Source organism: Labilibaculum sp. K2S, assembly GCF_030372765.1.
Lineage (GTDB): Bacteria > Bacteroidota > Bacteroidia > Bacteroidales > Marinifilaceae > Labilibaculum.
Window position 1 is genome coordinate 1 of record NZ_JAUCMW010000024.1, and the last position, 19,385, is coordinate 19,385.

General features: G+C 37.0%; 14 protein-coding genes. 4 read left to right on the forward strand and 10 right to left on the reverse strand.

The genetic code is table 11. The features are described 5' to 3' along the window. Positions 1 to 465: 465 nt before the first annotated feature. Positions 466 to 627, forward strand: a complete 162-nt coding sequence (locus QUH73_RS18290; protein ID WP_289531883.1) for a hypothetical protein — start codon at positions 466 to 468, stop codon at positions 625 to 627. 77 nt (positions 628 to 704) lie between these two features. Then, positions 705 to 1,250, forward strand: a complete 546-nt coding sequence (locus QUH73_RS18295; protein WP_289531884.1) for a DUF2867 domain-containing protein — start codon at positions 705 to 707, stop codon at positions 1,248 to 1,250. A 164-nt stretch (positions 1,251 to 1,414) separates the two neighbouring features. Here the strand turns inward: QUH73_RS18295 and QUH73_RS18300 are convergent, their stop codons facing one another. After that, the gene (locus QUH73_RS18300) at positions 1,415 to 2,449 is read right to left on the reverse strand and encodes a LacI family DNA-binding transcriptional regulator (RefSeq protein ID WP_289531885.1); all 1,035 of its coding nucleotides are present in this window, start codon (positions 2,447 to 2,449) and stop codon (positions 1,415 to 1,417) included. Positions 2,450 to 2,634: 185 nt separating this feature from the next. Here QUH73_RS18300 and QUH73_RS18305 point away from each other — a divergent pair, with 185 nt between their 5' ends. Together QUH73_RS18305 and QUH73_RS18310 are read left to right on the forward strand one after the other, a co-directional pair. Beyond that, complete coding sequence (locus QUH73_RS18305) at positions 2,635 to 4,056, forward strand: tagaturonate reductase (RefSeq protein WP_289531886.1); 1,422 nt, start codon at positions 2,635 to 2,637, stop codon at positions 4,054 to 4,056. 5 nt (positions 4,057 to 4,061) lie between these two features. Further along, positions 4,062 to 5,699, forward strand: a complete 1,638-nt coding sequence (locus QUH73_RS18310; protein WP_289531887.1) for a UxaA family hydrolase — start codon at positions 4,062 to 4,064, stop codon at positions 5,697 to 5,699. A 158-nt stretch (positions 5,700 to 5,857) separates the two neighbouring features. Here the strand turns inward: QUH73_RS18310 and QUH73_RS18315 are convergent, their stop codons facing one another. The 9 genes from QUH73_RS18315 to QUH73_RS18355 form a co-directional block, all read right to left on the reverse strand. Then, positions 5,858 to 7,072 (reverse strand): pectinesterase family protein, encoded by a 1,215-nt coding sequence (locus QUH73_RS18315; RefSeq protein ID WP_289531888.1) that lies wholly within the window; start codon positions 7,070 to 7,072, stop codon positions 5,858 to 5,860. Positions 7,073 to 7,140: 68 nt separating this feature from the next. Next, positions 7,141 to 8,118 (reverse strand): alpha/beta hydrolase, encoded by a 978-nt coding sequence (locus QUH73_RS18320; protein WP_289531889.1) that lies wholly within the window; start codon positions 8,116 to 8,118, stop codon positions 7,141 to 7,143. Positions 8,119 to 8,209: 91 nt separating this feature from the next. After that, entirely contained in the window at positions 8,210 to 8,584 is a 375-nt protein-coding gene (locus QUH73_RS18325) for a cupin domain-containing protein (protein WP_289531890.1), read from the reverse strand. A gap of 56 nt (positions 8,585 to 8,640) precedes the next feature. Beyond that, positions 8,641 to 10,278, reverse strand: a complete 1,638-nt coding sequence (locus tag QUH73_RS18330; protein WP_289531891.1) for a glycoside hydrolase family 43 protein — start codon at positions 10,276 to 10,278, stop codon at positions 8,641 to 8,643. Then, positions 10,268 to 11,011, reverse strand: coding sequence for a rhamnogalacturonan acetylesterase (locus tag QUH73_RS18335; RefSeq protein ID WP_289531892.1), 744 nt, complete (start codon positions 11,009 to 11,011; stop codon positions 10,268 to 10,270). Before QUH73_RS18335 ends, QUH73_RS18330 begins: the two co-directional genes overlap by 11 nt. 136 nt (positions 11,012 to 11,147) lie before the next feature. Continuing rightward, on the reverse strand, positions 11,148 to 12,632 hold the full coding sequence (locus QUH73_RS18340; RefSeq protein ID WP_289531893.1) for a pectate lyase: 1,485 nt from the start codon (positions 12,630 to 12,632) through the stop codon (positions 11,148 to 11,150). Positions 12,633 to 12,760: 128 nt separating this feature from the next. Further along, a complete protein-coding gene (locus QUH73_RS18345) occupies positions 12,761 to 13,438 on the reverse strand; it encodes a LamG-like jellyroll fold domain-containing protein (protein ID WP_289531894.1) in 678 nt (225 codons plus the stop codon). Positions 13,439 to 13,655: 217 nt separating this feature from the next. Beyond that, on the reverse strand, positions 13,656 to 15,785 hold the full coding sequence (locus QUH73_RS18350; RefSeq protein ID WP_289531895.1) for a RagB/SusD family nutrient uptake outer membrane protein: 2,130 nt from the start codon (positions 15,783 to 15,785) through the stop codon (positions 13,656 to 13,658). Positions 15,786 to 15,825: 40 nt separating this feature from the next. Beyond that, positions 15,826 to 19,116: a SusC/RagA family TonB-linked outer membrane protein gene (locus QUH73_RS18355; protein ID WP_289531896.1), complete on the reverse strand. Its 3,291-nt coding sequence runs from the start codon at positions 19,114 to 19,116 to the stop codon at positions 15,826 to 15,828. Positions 19,117 to 19,385: the final 269 nt, after the last annotated feature.

Here is a 19,385-nt window from a genome sequence, read left to right on the forward strand (position 1 = left end):
CAATTCCTGATCAGAATATTCCGCGGGAATTATATTTTTCTCACTCAGGTGAACATCTGGTTTATCCTTATAACTTCTTACGACGGTGATTTCAAAATAATCAAGTAAATCCAATGGGAGTAGAAAGCCTACAATACTTTCAAAGTGTATATTCTCTGACATAGGTAATGGTTATAAACTCATAACAAAATTATAACTTCTATTTTTGATCCCCAAATTTCCTGCTTGATCCCATTGCACGCAATGTCCTTACGATTGGATTGAAGATTACAAAAATATCAAAAAACAGGGCTTTAACTTTTCGCTTTCGCCTTACATAAACTCAACTAAAAAGAATATCTTAGTTAGGTTAAAAAAAAGCTGTATCTATAAATAATATGAGGGGTGTTTCTCTTGCAAAAACAGAAGCTCTTCCAATCGATATTTTGATAGAAAGAAGACCATAGGATGACACCTATTTGATGTATGAAAATCTATTTGGAAGAACTAAAAAAATTAATTTTACAGAAAGCCTTTGCAGGCGAATTGACAAATTCCGAAGGAATGATATATAGTAACGATGGGATTAATGTGCCACCCTTTCAGGGCTTTTCCTTTTTCGATGGGTTCGCCTATTCGATGGATTAAAATCCATCGTTATTATATTTTGTCCTTTCAGGACATAACAACAACTTACAAAAAACAACCGTGTAATACAGAGATAAATGATCAAAAAACAGACAAAGATTCCGGACCAATCAATTCTGAATGAAAACAAGATCTTATTCCACTATATTGATAGTTTTCAAAGCGATTTTATGAATCAAGGATTGGATTATGACATAATTAGTATCGGAAAATTATTCTTCACCAGTAGTCCCAAATGGGCTGATAACTTAATGTCATTAAGAGATAAAATAGTAGGAATGTTTGGATTAAAAACAACTTCTCAGCTTACTGCCGAACAAAGGGACACAGATAGTTTTAAGTTTGAGCCGGGTGAGCAACTCGATATTTTTAAACTTTATATTAGAACAGAAAATGAACTTATTATGGGTGAGGATGATAAACACTTAAGCTTTCGATTTTCGTTATTGCTTGATAATATAAATGATGGTACTATAAAACAGAGAATTACATTGACAACCGGGGTTGAATTTAAAAATTTATTTGGCAGACTTTATTTTTTCCCAGTCAAGCCATTTCATCAACTTATTGTAAAGAGAACGCTAAAAAGAATGATTCAGAAGATAGAAAAGGAAAATGATTAAAAACCACCTCCAACACTGGCAACCGTTGCACATTCCTTATCGTATTTCAAAAATAAAATGAGAGCTTTAAGCCTTTGTGAATACACAAGCTTTCATGGCATTTTTTTATTGCAGGCAACTTTATGAGGAAGACCAATACCGTAAAAATGCCGCATGCAACACCCCTATTGACAATACATTACATTCTCTTTGTTGATAATATCCAATGGCATGTATTGATGCAAAGGAACATCTGTTTTTAAAACAATGTTTTTGTACAAAGACTGCATGCCTAAGTAGCCTTGCATTTTAGGCTTTTGATGAATCAGATAATCGATAGCCCCACCATTTAGCAATCGTAAGTTTGATTGCAGTAAATCGTAGCCTACCACCCGCAATTGATTTGTTTCTTTGAATTGAATCAACTGCTCGGTCAGCTTATAGGTTTTCGAATTGGGTATAAAAAGATGAACCGGATTTTCATGTTTCAAGAGTACATTCAAGAAATCATCGGCATTCATCTGATCTTTTTCGAGATTTACTTCATGAATATTTACATGACTGATCTGATTTTCGTCGAAATAGCTTCGGAAGCCTTCTATTCTGTTTTTTATGATTTGCTCTTTAATATCCGATTCGCTGAAAGTGGTGATGTAAATCTCGTAATCCGACAAGTATTTATCGTGCAGCAGGCAAGCTCCCAAAACGCCGCTTCGGTAGGAATCCTGACCAATAAAAGTAAGCTGTCCTCCATCAATAATATTTGAATCGACAAACACATATGGCTTTCCTTTTTCTCTTAATTTGCTTAGCAAATCGGTTTGCTGATGAAATGCCGACGGAGCAATAATAAAACCATCTGCATCGGTATTCAATATCCGATTTAACTGCATTGCCTGAGAACCATCGTTGGCCACAAAACAATAACCGGCCGTAAAACCCATTTGTCCGAATTCTGCACAGCCATCTTCTATGCCTTCTTTAAGCATCAGCCAATAATTGTTTTCCTCGGGCAAGATTACCGAAATCCGATAGGTCTTATTCAGCTTTAAATGACGCGCCATTACATTTGAGGAATAATTCCCTTCTTTAGCAATTTTGAGCACTTTCTCGCGGGTTGCTTCGGCTACCCTGCCTCTGTTGTGCAAAACTCGGTCGACCGTACCAATTGATACATCTGCCTTTCGGGCTATTTCCTTAATTGTAATTCGTTTCACCATCTAAAAAAACTTCTGTTTGCAATGCAAATGTAAGCACAATATACTATATTTGTCATCAAGTGTTAACGTACACGCAAAATATATCCTTTATTCGTAAAGGTTTTTTTCAGAAAATATGCGGTAACGTTACCGCAAACTAACAATATGACTATTTCTTCACATTAAAATTTAAAAAACATCAGGTTATGAGACAGTTAAATAGAGAAACAGTACCGTCACAAGAATTACCAATTAAGATTCTTCAATTTGGAGAAGGAAACTTTTTACGTGCCTTTGTTGATTGGATGGTTGACATCATGAACAAAGAGCACAATTACAACTCAGGAGTTGCGATTGTTCAGCCTATCGAGTTTGGTATGACTGATATGCTAAGAAAACAAGACAATTTATATCATCATATTTACCGTGGATTGAAAGATGGAAAAGCAATCAGCGAAACCAGATTGATCTCCTGCGTACAAAAAGCAATCAACCCTTTCGAACAAAAGAAAGAATACGAAGATCTGGCTATTCTGAATGAATTGGAATTGGTGATTTCGAATACAACCGAAGCAGGTATTGTTTTTAAATCGGACGACTGTCCTAAAGAAGGCGAACTAGCTTCTACCTATCCTGGAAAATTGACACAGCTTCTTTTGAGTCGATTCACTCATTTTAACGGTGATCCTGCAAAAGGATTGAAGTTTATTCCTGTAGAATTGATCGACAAAAACGGTGAAAAGCTTAAAAAAGCGATTTTAGACTATGCCAAATTATGGGATTTATCCGAAGAGTTTACTCAATGGGTTAACAATTGCAATTATTTTGCAAATACTTTGGTAGACCGTATTGTTCCAGGATATCCAAAAGACGAAATTGACGAGATTAAAAAATCAATCGGATTTGATGATAATTTAGTGGTATCCTCTGAAATTTTCCACTTATGGGTGATTGAAGGATGCGAAGAAATACAAAAAGCTTTTCCTGCTGACAAATGTGGCTTGAACGTAATTTACACAAAAGATTTAAGCCCTTACCGTACCCGAAAAGTTCGTATTCTGAATGGCGCTCATACATCCATGGTTCCTGTTGCTTTGCTAAACGGCATTGAAACAGTTCGCGAATCGGTTGAGAGCAAGAATGTAGGTGAGTTTGTCCGCCACATCATTTTTAATGAAATTGCACCAACTATAAATCTGCCAAAAGCAGAATTGGAATTGTACGCAACCGAAGTTTTGGAACGATTCATGAATCCATACATTCATCATGAATTAAAATCAATCGCTCTAAACTCCATTTCTAAATACAAAGTACGTGTATTGCCTTCGCTGCTTGACTCTTTGAAAACAAACAACAAGTTGCCTGAAGGATTGGTGTTGGCATTTACCTATTTAATTAAATTATATCTGTCGGAATCATTTAAAATTCGGGACAATAATGAAGTAGTTGCCTTCTTCTCCGCCCTTTCAGCCACATCAGAAACTCCGGAAGCAATCATCCGTAAAGTATTGGGCGAAGTTTCATTCTGGGATACAGATTTAAATCAGATTAACGGTTTAACAGAAATGATGACCAGTCAGCTGGAACTGTTGAATAAAGATGTGGCTATTGGCAACTTTAAATTTTAACAAGCATGAATAAAGCAATCACGATAAACAGCAGCGACAATCTTGCCGTTGCTCTTACCAATCTGGCAAAAGGGGATGTTATTTCTGTTAATGAAAATAACATCACTTTACAGGAAGATATTAAGGCAAAACACAAGTTTTTAATTAATGATCTTGCTGTTGGCGATGAAATGTTTATGTACGGTTTGGTGGTAGGTACAGCCAGCAAAACCATCAAGAGCGGCGAGGCGATTACCGTAGATAATACAGAACACAAAGCAACTGAATACGATCCAAACAAAACAAGCGAGTTTCATTGGACTGCACCAAATGTTGAACGATTCAAAGATAAAACTTTCATGGGTTATCACCGGGCTGACGGACAAGTTGGTACGGCCAATAACTGGTTGGTATTGCCTTTGGTATTTTGCGAAAACAGAAATGTTTTAACCCTGAAAAAGGCTTTCGAAAAAGTTTTGGGTAAGAAAAAGACCAATCCATACGAAAATTTAGTTCAGGATATGGCTGCCGGTTATCAATCGGGAGTTTCTTTCGAAGGATTGTCATTGGCAAAAGCAGAGGATCTTGATCAAAAACAAGTTTTCGATCAGATAAATATCAAATTCATCACCCATGAAGGTGGCTGTGGTGGTACTCGTGAAGACAGCGATAGCTTGTGTAGATTACTGGCTGGCTATTTAAAAAATCCGAATGTAGCAGGAGCTACCGTATTGAGTTTGGGTTGTCAGAATGCACAAATAAGCATTTTACAAGAGGCAATCAAAAGTCTGGATCCAAATCTGGACAAACCAGTATTAATTTTTGATCAGCAAACAATTGGCAATGAAGCCGTAATGCTTGAGAAAGCCATTAAGGAAACATTCAAAGGTCTTGTTGAAGCCAATAAAATAGAGCGCAAACCTGCTCCTCTTTCGAAATTAACCATTGGTTTGGAATGTGGTGGATCTGATGGATTTTCTGGTATCTCTGCCAATCCTGCTTTGGGACGGGTTGCTGATTTAATTACTGCGTTGGGTGGTAAAGCAATTCTATCGGAGTTTCCTGAATTGTGTGGCGTTGAACAAGAATTGATGAGCAGAACCGGAAATCCGGAACACGCTGAAAAATTCATTACAATCATGCGTGATTATGCACAAGCAGCAATTAATGCAGGATCTGGTTTTGATATGAACCCTTCTCCGGGTAATATTAAAGACGGCCTGATTACTGATGCGATGAAATCAGCTGGCGCTTCAAAAAAAGGAGGTTCCTCTCCTATTAATGATGTGCTGGATTATACCGAATACGTAAAACATGATGGTCTTAGTTTGCTGTGCACACCAGGCAACGATGTTGAATCGACAACCGGGTTGGTTGGATCGGGTGCCAATGTGGTTTTATTCACCACAGGTTTAGGAACACCTACGGGAAATCCTGTTGCTCCTGTACTAAAAGTATCTTCGAATACCGACCTTGCTAAAAAAATGTCGGACATTATTGATATTAACGCAGGGGTTGTTATAGATGGCACTCAATCGTTAGACGAATTGGGAGAAAGCATGTTGGAGCACATTATAAAAGTTGCCAGCGGAGAGATTGAGTGCAAAGCGGATCAATTGAATCAGGAAGATTTTATTCCCTGGAAAAGAGGTGTGTCTTTGTAACAACAGACCGTTAGAAAATAGATGTAATAGATTTCAAATCTTTACACCAAATTAAAACCCGATTGCCAATGCTTTTTGCATGAACAATCGGGTTTTTCATTTGCAACAACAAAATTGAATTCGATTTTAATAAAGTCTATTTTGGAATTAAATTGGTATTATTTATATGTTTTGGGCTTAACTGTTGCTTTAATACTTTGAATAGTTCCACTTAGCACTTCAAATTTTTGCTGTAAGTCTTCCTTTGTTAGGTTGCTTTCACCTTTAAATTCGAAACGTTCCCGTCCTACCCCATTAAAATACGAGAAAATCTTACCGCTTTTTGTTCGGATTTTTAAATCGCCAACCGGCATAACAATTTCATCGAACCACAAAAAAAGAGATTCGTTTTCATATTCCACTTTAACTACTTTAATAGAAGAAGTATCTTCAGGATTCCATTTTTGATCGAATGTCCATTCCGGAGTTATTTTAGCAACAGAGCTGGAATCCATATTATTGGCGAACCATGAATAATTACCTGCTTTGCGATCACAATTGTAAAAATTGTATCTGTCACCATATAAGTAAGGTCTGTTTTTCTCCGGTTTATCCGGATAAAAAACGTGAAGAATAGATTTATCCCTCATTTCTGCAGGAAAACGGCAATTCAAAAAATAAAACTGAGCCTCATAATGATGCCGGGCTAAATAGAAACTATCCACTCCCATAAATTCACAATGACTCAATACCATTTTTTGATTTTCATTTGTAGTTGCAGCATGCCACACGGCTGCGGTATTCATCAACTCTTTAAAGCTTGAGTTTGAAATATAACACCATCCCCGGGGACAAACAAAATCAACACCACCTTCAAAATAACAGTTGTCGTGATAATACATTCCTTCCTTATAATTCCAAAGAGAAACAGTATCACCACCATTGCTGGTTACATTGCAATTTGTTATAATCGTACGTGTTCCTGTGCCATAAATGGTAAAAGCATGAGGCCCCAACTTGGGTTGAGTGTTTCTTATGGTGAGATTATCTAAAATAATATCATCCGCATGGATGTTGATAACTGCTGGGCCAATATAATCTCTGTTTTTTTGCCAATCTTCTCTTAGCTGAGCATATTGAATAATGGTACTGTCACGGTTTTCTCCGCGAATGGTCAGATAATCCTGTTCTATTCGTATCTTCTCATTGTACACACCATTCTTTACAAAGATCACCAAACGCTGATAATTGTAAAATGGCAAATGATCAATTGCCTCTGTCAGCGAGATATAATCTCCTGTTCCGTCAGCTGCAACTACAATATCACCCTTATTGCCTGCAATAGCACAGTTTGTAAAAACTGTCAACAATGCAATGATCCAGATATATTTCATTTATTCTATTTTAAATCATTTATAAATTTTGTCCTTAGCTTCTAACACACCGAAAAACAGCAATCTTCTTATCTTTCAAAAACAGTGTTAAGAAAATTAAGAATGTAGCCATGTGCTTCTTCGAACCATGGATGAAAAAGCCAAAAAGGATGGGGTGTATTTTCAATTGTATGTACTTCGTGATACGTTTTATTCCTATCGAGGATATGGAACAAAGAATCTCTTCCGGCATGAAAACGTGGCAACGCACTGTTTATGTACAGAGTTGTCGGCATATTTTCATCCACGTAGTTAATTGGAGATGCTTCCTTCCATAGTTCCGGATTTTCCTGGTAAGTAACTCCAAAAAACAGACTTGCAGCCGATGGCTTCTTTGGATTAGTTATTTTTCGGCTTTCATTTGGGTCAGTATAGTCAACAACACCATCTACATTCACCAACGCCTGCACCTTTGACGAGTAGTTGGAATAAACTGATTCAGGATCATCAAACTTTGTTATTCCTGCCGTAGCAGCCATAAAACTTGCAAGTGTGGCTCCCGATGAGCAACCCAATACCGCTATTTTCGTTGTGTCGATGCCATACAAATCACTATTGTGTTTTAAAAACCGAATGGCCTCCTTCAAGTCATAAATAGCAGCCGGGTATATAGCTTCAATTGACAAACGATACTCAACCGAAGCTGTTACATAACCATCAGCAGCCAACTGCTGCGCCATTGGAACCAAATGCGATTTATTACCAGACCGCCAACCGCCGCCATGAATCATCATAACAACTGGTCGTTTCTGCCCACATTCTCTGTTCGGAAGGAAAACATCCATGCGCAGCTTTCGGTTTGGTCTTAGCCGGTAAACTTGATTCGGTAATGATAGAAACTCACTGGAAACAATTTCTTTAACCGGTAAAGCTTGTGGAAAATCCTTCTTAATTTTTTTCCCTGCAGAATATACAGAAAACGAAGTATCCTTAGGAAATTCATTTTGCCCCCAGCCCATAATTGGGAACAAAATGAATAGAAGAAGAATTATTTTGTATTTCAACATTATTGTAATTTTTAATCAAAAAAAACGGTATTAACCAGATTCAGAATATCCTGTTTTTAAATTCAATGATAAGATTTCTGCATTTTGAATATTACTTTTTGTCTCCTAAATAAGAAACACTGCTGCCAGTAAGAAAATCTTCCCGAACCGGACTGAATACATCGATTAATACACCCGCTTCCAGACATACTGCTCCATGCAACATATTCGGCTCAATATAAACGCCGTCACCAACGCCAATCACCTTTTTCTCACCACCAATAGTAAACTCGAATTGACCACTTGCGCAACAGGTTGTTTGTGTGTGAAAATGCTGATGAGGTGCACCAACAGCTCCTTTCTCAAATTTCACCTTCACCATCATAATTTGATTGTCATAACCTAAAAACTGGCGGGAAACACCAGCGCCTAGGTCTTCCCATTCTAATTTTTCTGTCAAAATAAACTTTTCACTATTACGTTTCATATCTTCTTTTTAAAATGATTTAATTTTATATCTGCATTAGTCAGTAAAGTTAAACACTAATTCATCGTAAACCGATCAATATCCACATAACCGGAATCATTTATTTTATTCATCCGTTGAGCAAAGAAACCAATTTTACTACCAATCCATCTTCCTGTCGCTGCTGTAAATGGCAGCCCAATCGCCTGATAATCCAATCCATTCTCGGAGTATGAAAAATGACAAATTCCACCCGCCTCAATCTTAACTTTCAGAAACAAATCGGAAGATACGGGATGAAAATCCCCGGCATACTTCTCCTCCGATCCTTTACGTGCATTCATACAAGTTATCTCATTCAAAACCAATTCTCCATTTTTATTCTCTACCACTACTGAGGCATAATCCTGTCCCATGACTATCAATCCGAATCTTTCACCTTCATTTAAAAGTGATAATTTCACTTTTGCGACAGCCTCAAAAGACACAGCCGGCCATTTCTGAAGAAACAATGATGGTAGATCCCATAAATTAACAGATTCTTCAGGAGATGACTGACAATACAATCTGAAAACACTTTTTCCTGGAAAGCTTTTTCCCCAATCGAGACCAGGATTGGCATGCCATTGCCATAACAAAGAAGGTGCATCCCCATTAAACTCATCATCCATACCTGCAGGAGAAATCATCTCAGCCTGTTTAACAGCAGGCTTACGATATGTAATTACAGGCTCTCCTGTTCCGTCGCCGTCAGCATCATTACCAATCACAGGCCAATTGTCCTTCCAATTCATTGGTTGCAGATGCACAACACGTCCGTACGCTTCCTGATCCTGAAAATGAAGGAACCAATCTTCGCCACCTGCCAAACTAACCCAAGCTCCCTGATGAGGTCCGTTAATTTCTGTTTTGCCTTGACTCATGACCACCTTCGACTCATATCGCCCGGTAATATTTTTAGACCGAAGCACCAATTGCCAGCCTGTAGAAACTCCACCTGCAGGAGCAAAAATATAGTAGTATCCATTCTTTTTATAGAATTTAGGCCCCTCAACAGTTCCATTTCCATCATGCCCATCGAATACCAAAACGCCATCGTCCAACAATGCAGTTCCATCTGGTTTCATTCGGTTAACTGCTAAAATACTTTTAATACCTGCTCTTGAACCAGCGTAGCCATGTACCAAATAGGCTTGTCCGTCTTCATCCCAAAACGGGCAGGAATCTATCCATCCTTTGGCTTCCTTAATTAAAAGTGGTTCGCTCCATGGTCCCTCTGCTTTCTTCGACTTCAACATAAAAATTCCAAAATCGGGATCGCCGTAAAAAATATAAAATATTCCATTATGGTAACGTAAAGATGGAGCCCATATGCCATTACCATGTTGTATATTATTATAATGAGCTTCGGGCATTACTTTGGGTGAAGCATAAGCTATCAGTTGCCAATTTACCAAATCCCGGGAATGAAGAACAGGTAAACCCGGCGCACATCCAAAACTGGACGCTGTCATGAAAAAATCATCACCCACTCTAATGGCATCAGGATCGGAGTAATCAGCCTGAATAATTGGATTGGTATAAGTGCCATCACCATTATCGGCACTTTTGAGTGTTACCTGAACACCCTTGTAATCTTGCTTTACTGTTGGTGTTGAACAAGCCGAAAACATCAAATATATCACCACAAATACACAAATCAATTTACTGTTCATCTTTTAATTCTTTTTTTAGTTCCAATTCCGTATCTTTTAATGCACTCACTACTAAACGAGCCATTTCCTGTGCTCCATATTCATTAAAATGAGTGTTATCATTGCTACCATCAGGATAATTTTCCCAGACGCCAGGTTGAGCAATTAAAAATAACGCCCTGGATTTCTCTTCTCCTAATTTGGCTAGTAAATCTCCTGAAGATTTATGCACATCCAGCAAAACAACCTTTTTATCGGCAGCCACTTTCCTAATCACATCAGGGTATTCGCCATGCACATCATAAAATACTCCATTTTCATCAAAACGACGACGCATTAGGGGTGTCAATAATACAGGAATTCCTTTTTTAACACGTACATCATCCACAAAACGACTAAGGTTTTTATAAAAGTCATCAGGTGAAGTATATCTATCAATTTTTTGCTTGCTTTGATCGTTATGTCCAAATTGTATGAATACATAGTCACCCTTTCCTACTTTAGAGACCAAAGAATCCCATCGTCCCTCTTCAATAAAAGTACGGGTACTTCTTCCATTTTTTGCATGATTCTCAACAGTCATTTTTTCTGTAAAAAACTGGTTAAGTTTCATGCCCCAACCTGTTTCGGGATATTTATCGGCTTTTTTTTCTGCCATGGTAGAATCGCCGGCTAAAAACACCGTATGAGTTTGCGTGTCTGAACAACTTATCAATAACAGGACAATCCCTAACAAAATCAAATAATTTTTCACGGTAAATCTTTTTTATAATTGCAAAACAAGTTCGAATACACCACTATGTATTTTAAATAATATTGATTGATTTCCGATTAAAAAAAATGACATCAATCCTTTTAATCAGATAAAAAATGAACCAATAATTCTCTTTTTATTGCTGATTTAATTTTAAAAAACTAATTAGCAGGTTCATGTTGTGGATATACTCCCTTGTTGAAATATACTGATTATCTGAAGGATCAGGATAAGTGGAAGTATCTGTTTCATCACCCACACGTGTTGTTGAATACTCATCACTTTGTTTGTGATTCTGACCATCCCCGATGTAAGGATGGCTAATAAAAGCATGTTTCACCAACCACCTACTCTTCTGATCAAGGGATCCAATAATATTTTTCACCTCAGCCTCTGAAACAGCACCTGTAAAAACATTACGGTTTAGGTCGTAAAATCGTTGAGGTGTATCATTTTCCTCAAAACAAGCCTCCTTTAGAGGCGAATCTTTTGTCACTTTATCTATGTCAAGCTCATTAAGTCTTTTGTATTCAAACTTCAGTTCATCAAGTTGAATACGGCATTTGCCGTAGTAATGAGCCAATAACTTTTTATCATCGTTGTCAATGTAGTACGTCCCAAATTTCACATTCGATCCTTTACGATGTACATATATTGGCTTGTTGGTTCCTACTTCTACAAAAGTTGGATGAGTTCTATAAGTTTCGATTTGATTCGCCGGAAGTCTAGTTTTCTCCAACCATCGAATTGCATCAGGAACACGGGCAATAAATTTTTTATCGCCGGTATATTGATAAAATTTTAACAGAAGCATTGCATTTTTGCATGTTGTAGATGGCAAAAAAGCCGCCGGCTCATAGGTTCGGGCTCCTTCTGTTTCCATATTTAAATTGAGCTGCTGTCCCCAAGCTCCGCAAGCGTCCTGAGAAATCAGATAAAAATCCATTCCCCGGCGAATGGGTTCCAAAAACCGCTCTTCTCCTAAAGTCAGATAACTTTGAATCAAAAAATGAACGTTTTCCCAAATTACATCATCGTTAAATGTGTAAAACGAACTATAATCAGGATGACCTTGTTTATTGAAATCATATTTTAATGGATAACGCTGTGGCCAGCCCCCTGATGCATACTGACTTTTTAAGATAAAGCCAATTGCTTTGTCAAGAGCAGGTTTATAAGCCGGATCTAATTTCTCGAGATAGATTCTTAGTAAAAACCTTGCTGCATCAGATGTAATATCATCGTCGAAAGTAGAATTGCCATAATAATGCTGAAATTCTTCAAGTCTCCACCCATTTTTACCAACAGTATTATACCATTTCTTTAAGGAACGGTCACCAGCGAAATCGATCATGTAATTCCAGCCACCTTCGTTACTTTGCCCCCAAATAATAGCTGAAGCTACTTTTTGGGCTGCTTGGTAATAATATTCGTTTTTAGTGATTCGGTAAGCATCTAAAAATAAGTGTCCGATGCTAATTGTTCCAGGATCTTGAAGCCAAATCATGGTTTTGTAGGCTTCCATCTCGCCCCATCGACGAGACAAATCAGGCAAATAATACCAAACATAGCCACCATTAGTACTCACCTCCTCAACCATAAATTGAGTGGCTTTCAGCATCGTTTCGCAAATTTGTTCCTTTGAAATTTCAGATTGAGCTTTCAGTTTCAAACCAAAAGCAAAAAGTAAAAAAAATAAAATTAAAGTTTTAGTAGGTTTTATCGTATTTATATTCTAAGCGGAGTTAGCTAATAAATCATAAAATCATTGGAGTTGAGTTGTTTGGGCACGATTCTAATTTTGTAAATCATTCCTTTAAACCAAGACCGTTTATTCAAACGAACACCAATAGAGCAACTTCCAGTCTCGATTGGCTGATAAGAAAACGACTCGGACAGTTCCTGTTTTCCGTTAACAAAAGTTGTTAAACTATTAGGACTCACGATTAAAGCGACATGACACCATTGCCCAAGCTTGTGAGTAAGTTGTTCATCAATTAAGGCTTTTTTGTTATTTCCGGAAGCAGCAAAACCATCAAAGTACCAGAAATCATCAACTGCCCGCAACTCTAATAATACTCGATTTCCCAACACCTCACCAATATGAAGAATTCGCTGTTCAAAAGAGGAATTAGTATCTGGACAAAAAATCATTTCTACCGTAAATTCCTTCATCGATTTAAGAGGCAATTCTTGTAAAATAAGTGCATCACTACATCCATTAAAGAAAACAACTTTTCCATAAGGAGAATCAACCAGTTTTGGATGACCAAGAATCTTTATTTGTTTTGAGTTTTGTTGCAGTAAATCAGCCACGCACCATTCTGTATGCGATTTTACTGAAGATTTTTTTTCTAAGTTTTGACCATTTCCTGAGAAGGGAAAATACATAAAAAACAAGACTATTAAGATCGGAGTAATTTTCATCTGTCTGTTTTTTTATTGAAAGCAGCAAAATTCATTTCAAATTCCATTTTTAAGAGAAGTAAGAAATAGTGTTTATCCAATTTTAGAACTTATATTATAATCTCTATTTAGATAACAGAGACCAGCTTCATGCCTTATTACCAGAGATAAAAAGCAAAGATAATCCGTCAACGAATCGACGGATTATCCTATATATTATTAAGAATTTAAAGCATTCTTATTGATTAAATCCATAACCATTGCTTATTCCTGAATTCTCTAAAATTGTAGAATTCAATGGCACAAGATAGACTGGAGGATTACCCGCACTAAAGTCAGCATCACTATAACCTTTAAAAAGATCAGTTGAGTAATCTGCAGCATTAGCTACGATATCAGCACCCCAGTTTGTTTGAACATATCCATCAGCTTCAAGAGCCAATGCTTCTGCACTTCCAGGAGCGATATAATTGAACAATCCTTTGATAGCAACATTAGTTTCCGGTCCATTCACAGTTTTGTCAATCTCAGTTGCAAGACTTTGCCAATCGTCATATTGTCCTCTCCAACCTGGGAACAATACAGGATCTGTTTCGTCTACACATTGCGTAGTCAAACGATAACCATGAGTTGCTTTTGCATCAACCATTTTAGTCCAAATATACATTGGTATTTGGTTGCCATTCTCGAATTGATAATATCCATTAGCCTGTAAACCATTAATAATAGTAGTCATCAATTCTCTGTTATCTACTATTGCTTTAGGTAATTTACCAGTACGAATAAGATCATAACGACGCATTCCTTCTCCACCAAATTCTAATTTGCGTTCTTCCAAAACAGCATTGTAAACGCTGCCTGCTTTTGCAATAAAACCATTCAAATCAGCATCAGAAGGTGAAGCAAATGCCCGGTTGTGTACTTTCTCCAATTCTGCTCTAGCAGGTCCATCTTCACCCAAAGCAGCTTCAACCTCAGCAAGCATCAGGATAACATCTGATACGCGCATGTATGGACAATTAATTCCAGATTTACGTGATTTCGCAACATATGGACTGGTCATACGGTTTTCATCCCATTTATTATTAGCAATTCCACCATGCGATTTTGAACCAGGAATCCAATCGATCATTACTTCAGTACCATCTCCTTTACTTCCAGTTACAGCTACAGTAACATCACGTCGTAAATCTTTAGGATCGAAAGAACCATAATAATAATGTGCCTGGAAACGTGACTGACAATAACTCTTACCAGGGAAAGCTTTTGAACCGCCACCATTTGAAGGACGACCAAATGCATAAGGACGTTCTGAATAGTAACCATACTCTTCCGGAATCTCATAGATAGACTCTTTCGATAGTTGTTCTCCAGTCATCATCATCTGAAATACGTATTGGAATGGGTTCCCAAATTCTTGTCCAGCTCCTCCAGCAGAACGTGGATCACTTGTAATTAAATATGCAGAACCAGAATTTTCTACACATTTAGTCAGATACGTTTTGGCAATATTGAAATAATCCTGCCAGTCAGAACGACGAGAATAAACTGCTCCATCCTTTTCAGTTCCCATGGTCTCAAATGAAATTGCACTTCCATCCAATTTTTTGTAAAAATCACTTCCGAGATCAGTACGACGAGTAGCATAACCACCAGCATAAAGACACATACGTCCTATTAGTCCTTGTACATAAGTTCGGGTCATTACATCAGCATTGTTTCCTCCCTCACCAACTCGATACATATAAGGCTCTACCTTCTTCAATAGATCAATATGATATTCATAAATTTCATCACGAGAAACAAGACCTTTGTTCTCTGTATCACTTATAGAAAGTACATGAGGTACATCACCATAAAAGCGACACAATTCAAAATATGCAGTAGCTCTTAATGCAACAGCTTGTCCGTAAATATCTGACAATTCACTCACTTCTCCACTACTCATCATTGCCTCAAAATCACTTGTTCCTTCAAACGCCTCAATCAAAGAGTTCGTTACTGACACAATCCCATAAAGAGCTGTCCAAGCTTTTTCGCTATCTGTAAATGAAATGTCAAAACTTGAAGTTCCTCCTGGATAGAAATATTCAGGAACGTGACGTGTTTGTGATGAAAATGTTTCCGGATGATGTTCAACATCAGAACCGACAACTGCAAGATCGTAAAAAAGACCATTAGAGTGTACATATGCATTACCTCTCCATTTTTCGTATGCATTCAGTAAAGCTCCCTTAGCAGAAGTAGCTCCTGAAAATACAAATTCAGAATCTACAACCGAAGGAGAAGATGTATCTAAAAATTCTTCGCAGGAATTAAGCGATAAGGTGAATACACCAATAATTGCTATAATTAATATTTTTTTCATACCTAATTTAATTATCAAATTAACAATAATATTCCTCATATTAGAAAGTAACATTTACTCCTAAAGTGAAAGTTTTTGCACGAGGATATGCACCCCAGTCCATATTTGTTGTTGGGAATATTTTCAAACTACTAAAAGCGCTACCTGCACTCTTTGGAGTTGTATTCACCTCTGGATCTACTCCTGAATAACCTGTTATTGTAAATAAATTATTAGCTGTGAAGTATACACGGATTCTTTCAATTCCTATTTTTTGAGAGGCCAACTTTGGAACATTATATCCCAATGTTACTGTTTGTAAACGCAAATAAGATGCATCTTCAACAAATGTAGAATAGGTAACACCATTCTCATTGTAAGGTAGAGCATATTTAGCATTTGCATTTAATGCTTTTAATGCTGCAGGATCGGTAACCGATACCAAATCTCCTGAAGAATTAACGTCATAAACTTTATAAGCGTCTTTTACAAAGGCTAAACGGTTAGCACCAATACTAACATCTTTATTTCCATAACTACTTACCAAAGCTGCAGCATTGTAAATTTTTCCTCCCAAAACCCAGTTCATATTAGCACCTAAATCAAAGTTTTTGTATCTCAAATTTAAGTTAATTGACCCAGTATGTTTTGGTGTCGCTTCTCCCAATTCTGTATAATCCTCAGCATCAACAGTTCCACTTTTATCTACATCTTTCAATTTAACAGCACCTGGGAAAGCATTCTGACCATCGGCAACATTAAACGGATTTGGATAACTTCCTGTAAAACCTGTATCAAAATCAGCAATTCCGTCTTTTAGTGTATAAATACCATTTGCATAGTTAAAATCATCAACCTTATAGAATCCTTCACTTACATAACCACGAATTACTCCTACTGATTTGCCTTCAACAAGTGCATAATCATACGCAGGTTTAGTAGCTGAAGAAGCCCAATTAGAAGCATATTGATACTGATCAGTGTTTTTAAGATTATCAATATTGTTTTTGTTGTAGTTGTAAATAAGATTTACTCCAAAATCCCAATCGTCAGAACGAATAATGTCGACTCCAACAGAAAGCTCAACCCCTTTATTTGAGGTCTGCCCAAAATTTTGGTACTGGTAAGAATATCCTGTTGTATTGTCAACTGGAACAGCCATTAATAAATCTTTGGTTGTGTTCCAATAAACTTCAGCAACCCCATAAATCCGGTTGTTGAACATTCCATAGTCAATACCTACATTTCTGGAAACAGTTGTTTCCCATTTTAAGTCAGGATTTGGATAAAGACCTGATGGTTTGTAATACGATCCAATACTACCGTTAATAGGATAATGAATATCACTGCTGCTTCCACTTTGCCATGTTTCCTTCCATAATGAAGAGCTGATATTATCACTACCTGAAGCACCATAAGACACTCTTAATTTAAGGTTATCTAACCAATCTCTTGTACTTTCCAACATAGGCTCATCTGAGATACGCCATGCTGCAGCTACTGCCGGGAAATATCCCCATCGATTGTTTGAAGCAAATTTAGATGAACCGTCAGCACGAACTGTAGCTGTAAAAAGATATCTATCTTTTAATGAGTAGTTTGCACGACCAAAGAAAGACAATGAATGCGAAGGAGTTCCAACTGTGTTTAATGGAGTTAAAGTTTCTCCTGTTTGAATTAAACCAGTTGTTGTCTTATAATCAAAATTTTCAGGATATCCCTTACCTTTAACTTCTAGAGTAGTAGATTTCGATTTCAAAATTTCATTACCTAACAAAAATGATAATTTATTTGATTCTCCTAAATTAAATTCATAATTCAGAGTTGTAACTGAACGAAAACTTTCCGCGCCTTTTCTTTTAATGGTTGCAGTTTTATATCCATTGGTCAATCCATCTTCGTAGTAATTACTTTCGTCATTAACTCTGGTAAATCCAACCTCACTGCGAGCCTTCAATCCCTTTATGATCTCCCATGTTAATCCAGCAAATCCACGTAAGTTTTGTGATTTTGTAATATTTGTAATATCATTAATTAACCCAATAGGATTACTACTTTCATCAATGTTTGCATCGCCATTACCAAAACTGGAAGAAACATCGGTATAATCAACACCACCTAATGGATTGTCAATTGGACGAAACCAGTAAGCTGAAGAGATAAGAGACCCTCTACCATTAGTATTACCTTCTTTTCCACTTAACTCTGATTCTGAATAACGAAGATCAAAATCTACTTTTAAATTTTCAGCTAATTCCTGATCAATTTTGAAAGAAGCATTTGAACGCTCATAACCTGAATTAATCTTGATACCTTCATCATTTAAATACCCAACAGAAGCAAATACTTTTGTTTTTTCAGTTCCACCAGACAAACTAATAGTATGACTTTGAGTAAATGCAGTACGTAAGGCATCATCAGTGTAGTTATGGGCCTTTACATTGGCATAATCAGCATAATGATTACCATTGGCACTTCCTAATCCGAAATATTCAGCTATTCCACTTCCATTACTAGCGCCGTAAGCAGTAGCATAAGCCCATGTATGATTCACATATTCCTGCGCAGATAAAGTTTCCAGTGATTTTGCTACACTTTTAACCTGTGTATACCCACTATAGGTAACTTGAAGCTTTCCTGCTTTACCTTTTTTTGTGGTAACGAGAATAACACCATTTGCTCCACGGGCACCATAAATTGCTGTTGAAGATGCATCCTTTAACACATCAATTGATTCAATTTGATCTGCAGGAATTTCAGAAATAGAACTTACTGGAAAACCATCAACAACAAATAAAGGATTATTAGACTGAGTGATAGATCCACCTCCACGAATTTTGATAGATACCTCAGCTCCAGGACGTCCATCCTGACTTACAACGTTTACACCCAATAAACGGCCTTGTAATGCCTGCGAAACATCAGGTACAGAAATAGCTGCTAAATCTTCACCTTTAACCGAAGCCACAGCACCGGTAAGGTCTTTCTTTTTAACAACCCCATAACCAATAGCCACAATTTCTTCCAATTGTGTAAATGCTTCCTGCATCACTACATTAATCTCAGATCTTCCAGATACTGGAATTTCCTGTGTCTCCATTCCGATAAATGAAACTACAAGTACATCTGATTGAGCATTTGGTAGTTCTATTGAATAAATTCCATCAATACCCGTAATTGTACCAAGGCTTTGGTTGCCTTTTACCGTAACAGTTACTCCTGGCAATGGAAAATTTGTTCCATCAGTAACCTTTCCTGTTACTTTTTGTCCATAGCTATCAAGACTGCAGAATAGCAGTACAAAAAAGCCCAGCATAAAAAGTTTGCTAATTTTATTCAGATTTTTCTTCATTTAGATAAGTTTAGTAAAAAATTAGAATACACTTTAATATATTTGATTAAGATTAGAAATTTCATATTAACACCATTTCCGGCCATCAATTCCCACTCAAATTAAGTTTAATAAACATCAGAACATCTTTGCAGGTTGCCTGCTGCTCTCTTCGTGCCAACTTCTAACGTTTGCGCCAACGGTCTAACGAACAAGTTAAGGTTCGTTTTTTTCCACAATGCACATACACTTGTTTCTCAGTCTAAATATTGACATAGACAAGTGAAAAT

What these genes read in the sequence shown, in the direction of transcription:
- QUH73_RS18290 (WP_289531883.1), top strand. Translation starts at nt 466, where the DNA reads ATGAAAATCTATTTGGAAGAACTAAAAAAATTAATTTTACAGAAAGCC.
- QUH73_RS18295 (WP_289531884.1), top strand. Translation starts at nt 705, where the DNA reads ATGATCAAAAAACAGACAAAGATTCCGGACCAATCAATTCTGAATGAA.
- QUH73_RS18300 (WP_289531885.1), bottom strand. Translation starts at nt 2,449, where the DNA reads ATGGTGAAACGAATTACAATTAAGGAAATAGCCCGAAAGGCAGATGTA.
- QUH73_RS18305 (WP_289531886.1), top strand. Translation starts at nt 2,635, where the DNA reads ATGAGACAGTTAAATAGAGAAACAGTACCGTCACAAGAATTACCAATT.
- QUH73_RS18310 (WP_289531887.1), top strand. Translation starts at nt 4,062, where the DNA reads ATGAATAAAGCAATCACGATAAACAGCAGCGACAATCTTGCCGTTGCT.
- QUH73_RS18315 (WP_289531888.1), bottom strand. Translation starts at nt 7,072, where the DNA reads ATGAAATATATCTGGATCATTGCATTGTTGACAGTTTTTACAAACTGT.
- QUH73_RS18320 (WP_289531889.1), bottom strand. Translation starts at nt 8,118, where the DNA reads ATGTTGAAATACAAAATAATTCTTCTTCTATTCATTTTGTTCCCAATT.
- QUH73_RS18325 (WP_289531890.1), bottom strand. Translation starts at nt 8,584, where the DNA reads ATGAAACGTAATAGTGAAAAGTTTATTTTGACAGAAAAATTAGAATGG.
- QUH73_RS18330 (WP_289531891.1), bottom strand. Translation starts at nt 10,278, where the DNA reads ATGAACAGTAAATTGATTTGTGTATTTGTGGTGATATATTTGATGTTT.
- QUH73_RS18340 (WP_289531893.1), bottom strand. Translation starts at nt 12,632, where the DNA reads ATGCTGAAAGCCACTCAATTTATGGTTGAGGAGGTGAGTACTAATGGT.
- QUH73_RS18345 (WP_289531894.1), bottom strand. Translation starts at nt 13,438, where the DNA reads ATGAAAATTACTCCGATCTTAATAGTCTTGTTTTTTATGTATTTTCCC.
- QUH73_RS18350 (WP_289531895.1), bottom strand. Translation starts at nt 15,785, where the DNA reads ATGAAAAAAATATTAATTATAGCAATTATTGGTGTATTCACCTTATCG.
- QUH73_RS18355 (WP_289531896.1), bottom strand. Translation starts at nt 19,116, where the DNA reads ATGAAGAAAAATCTGAATAAAATTAGCAAACTTTTTATGCTGGGCTTT.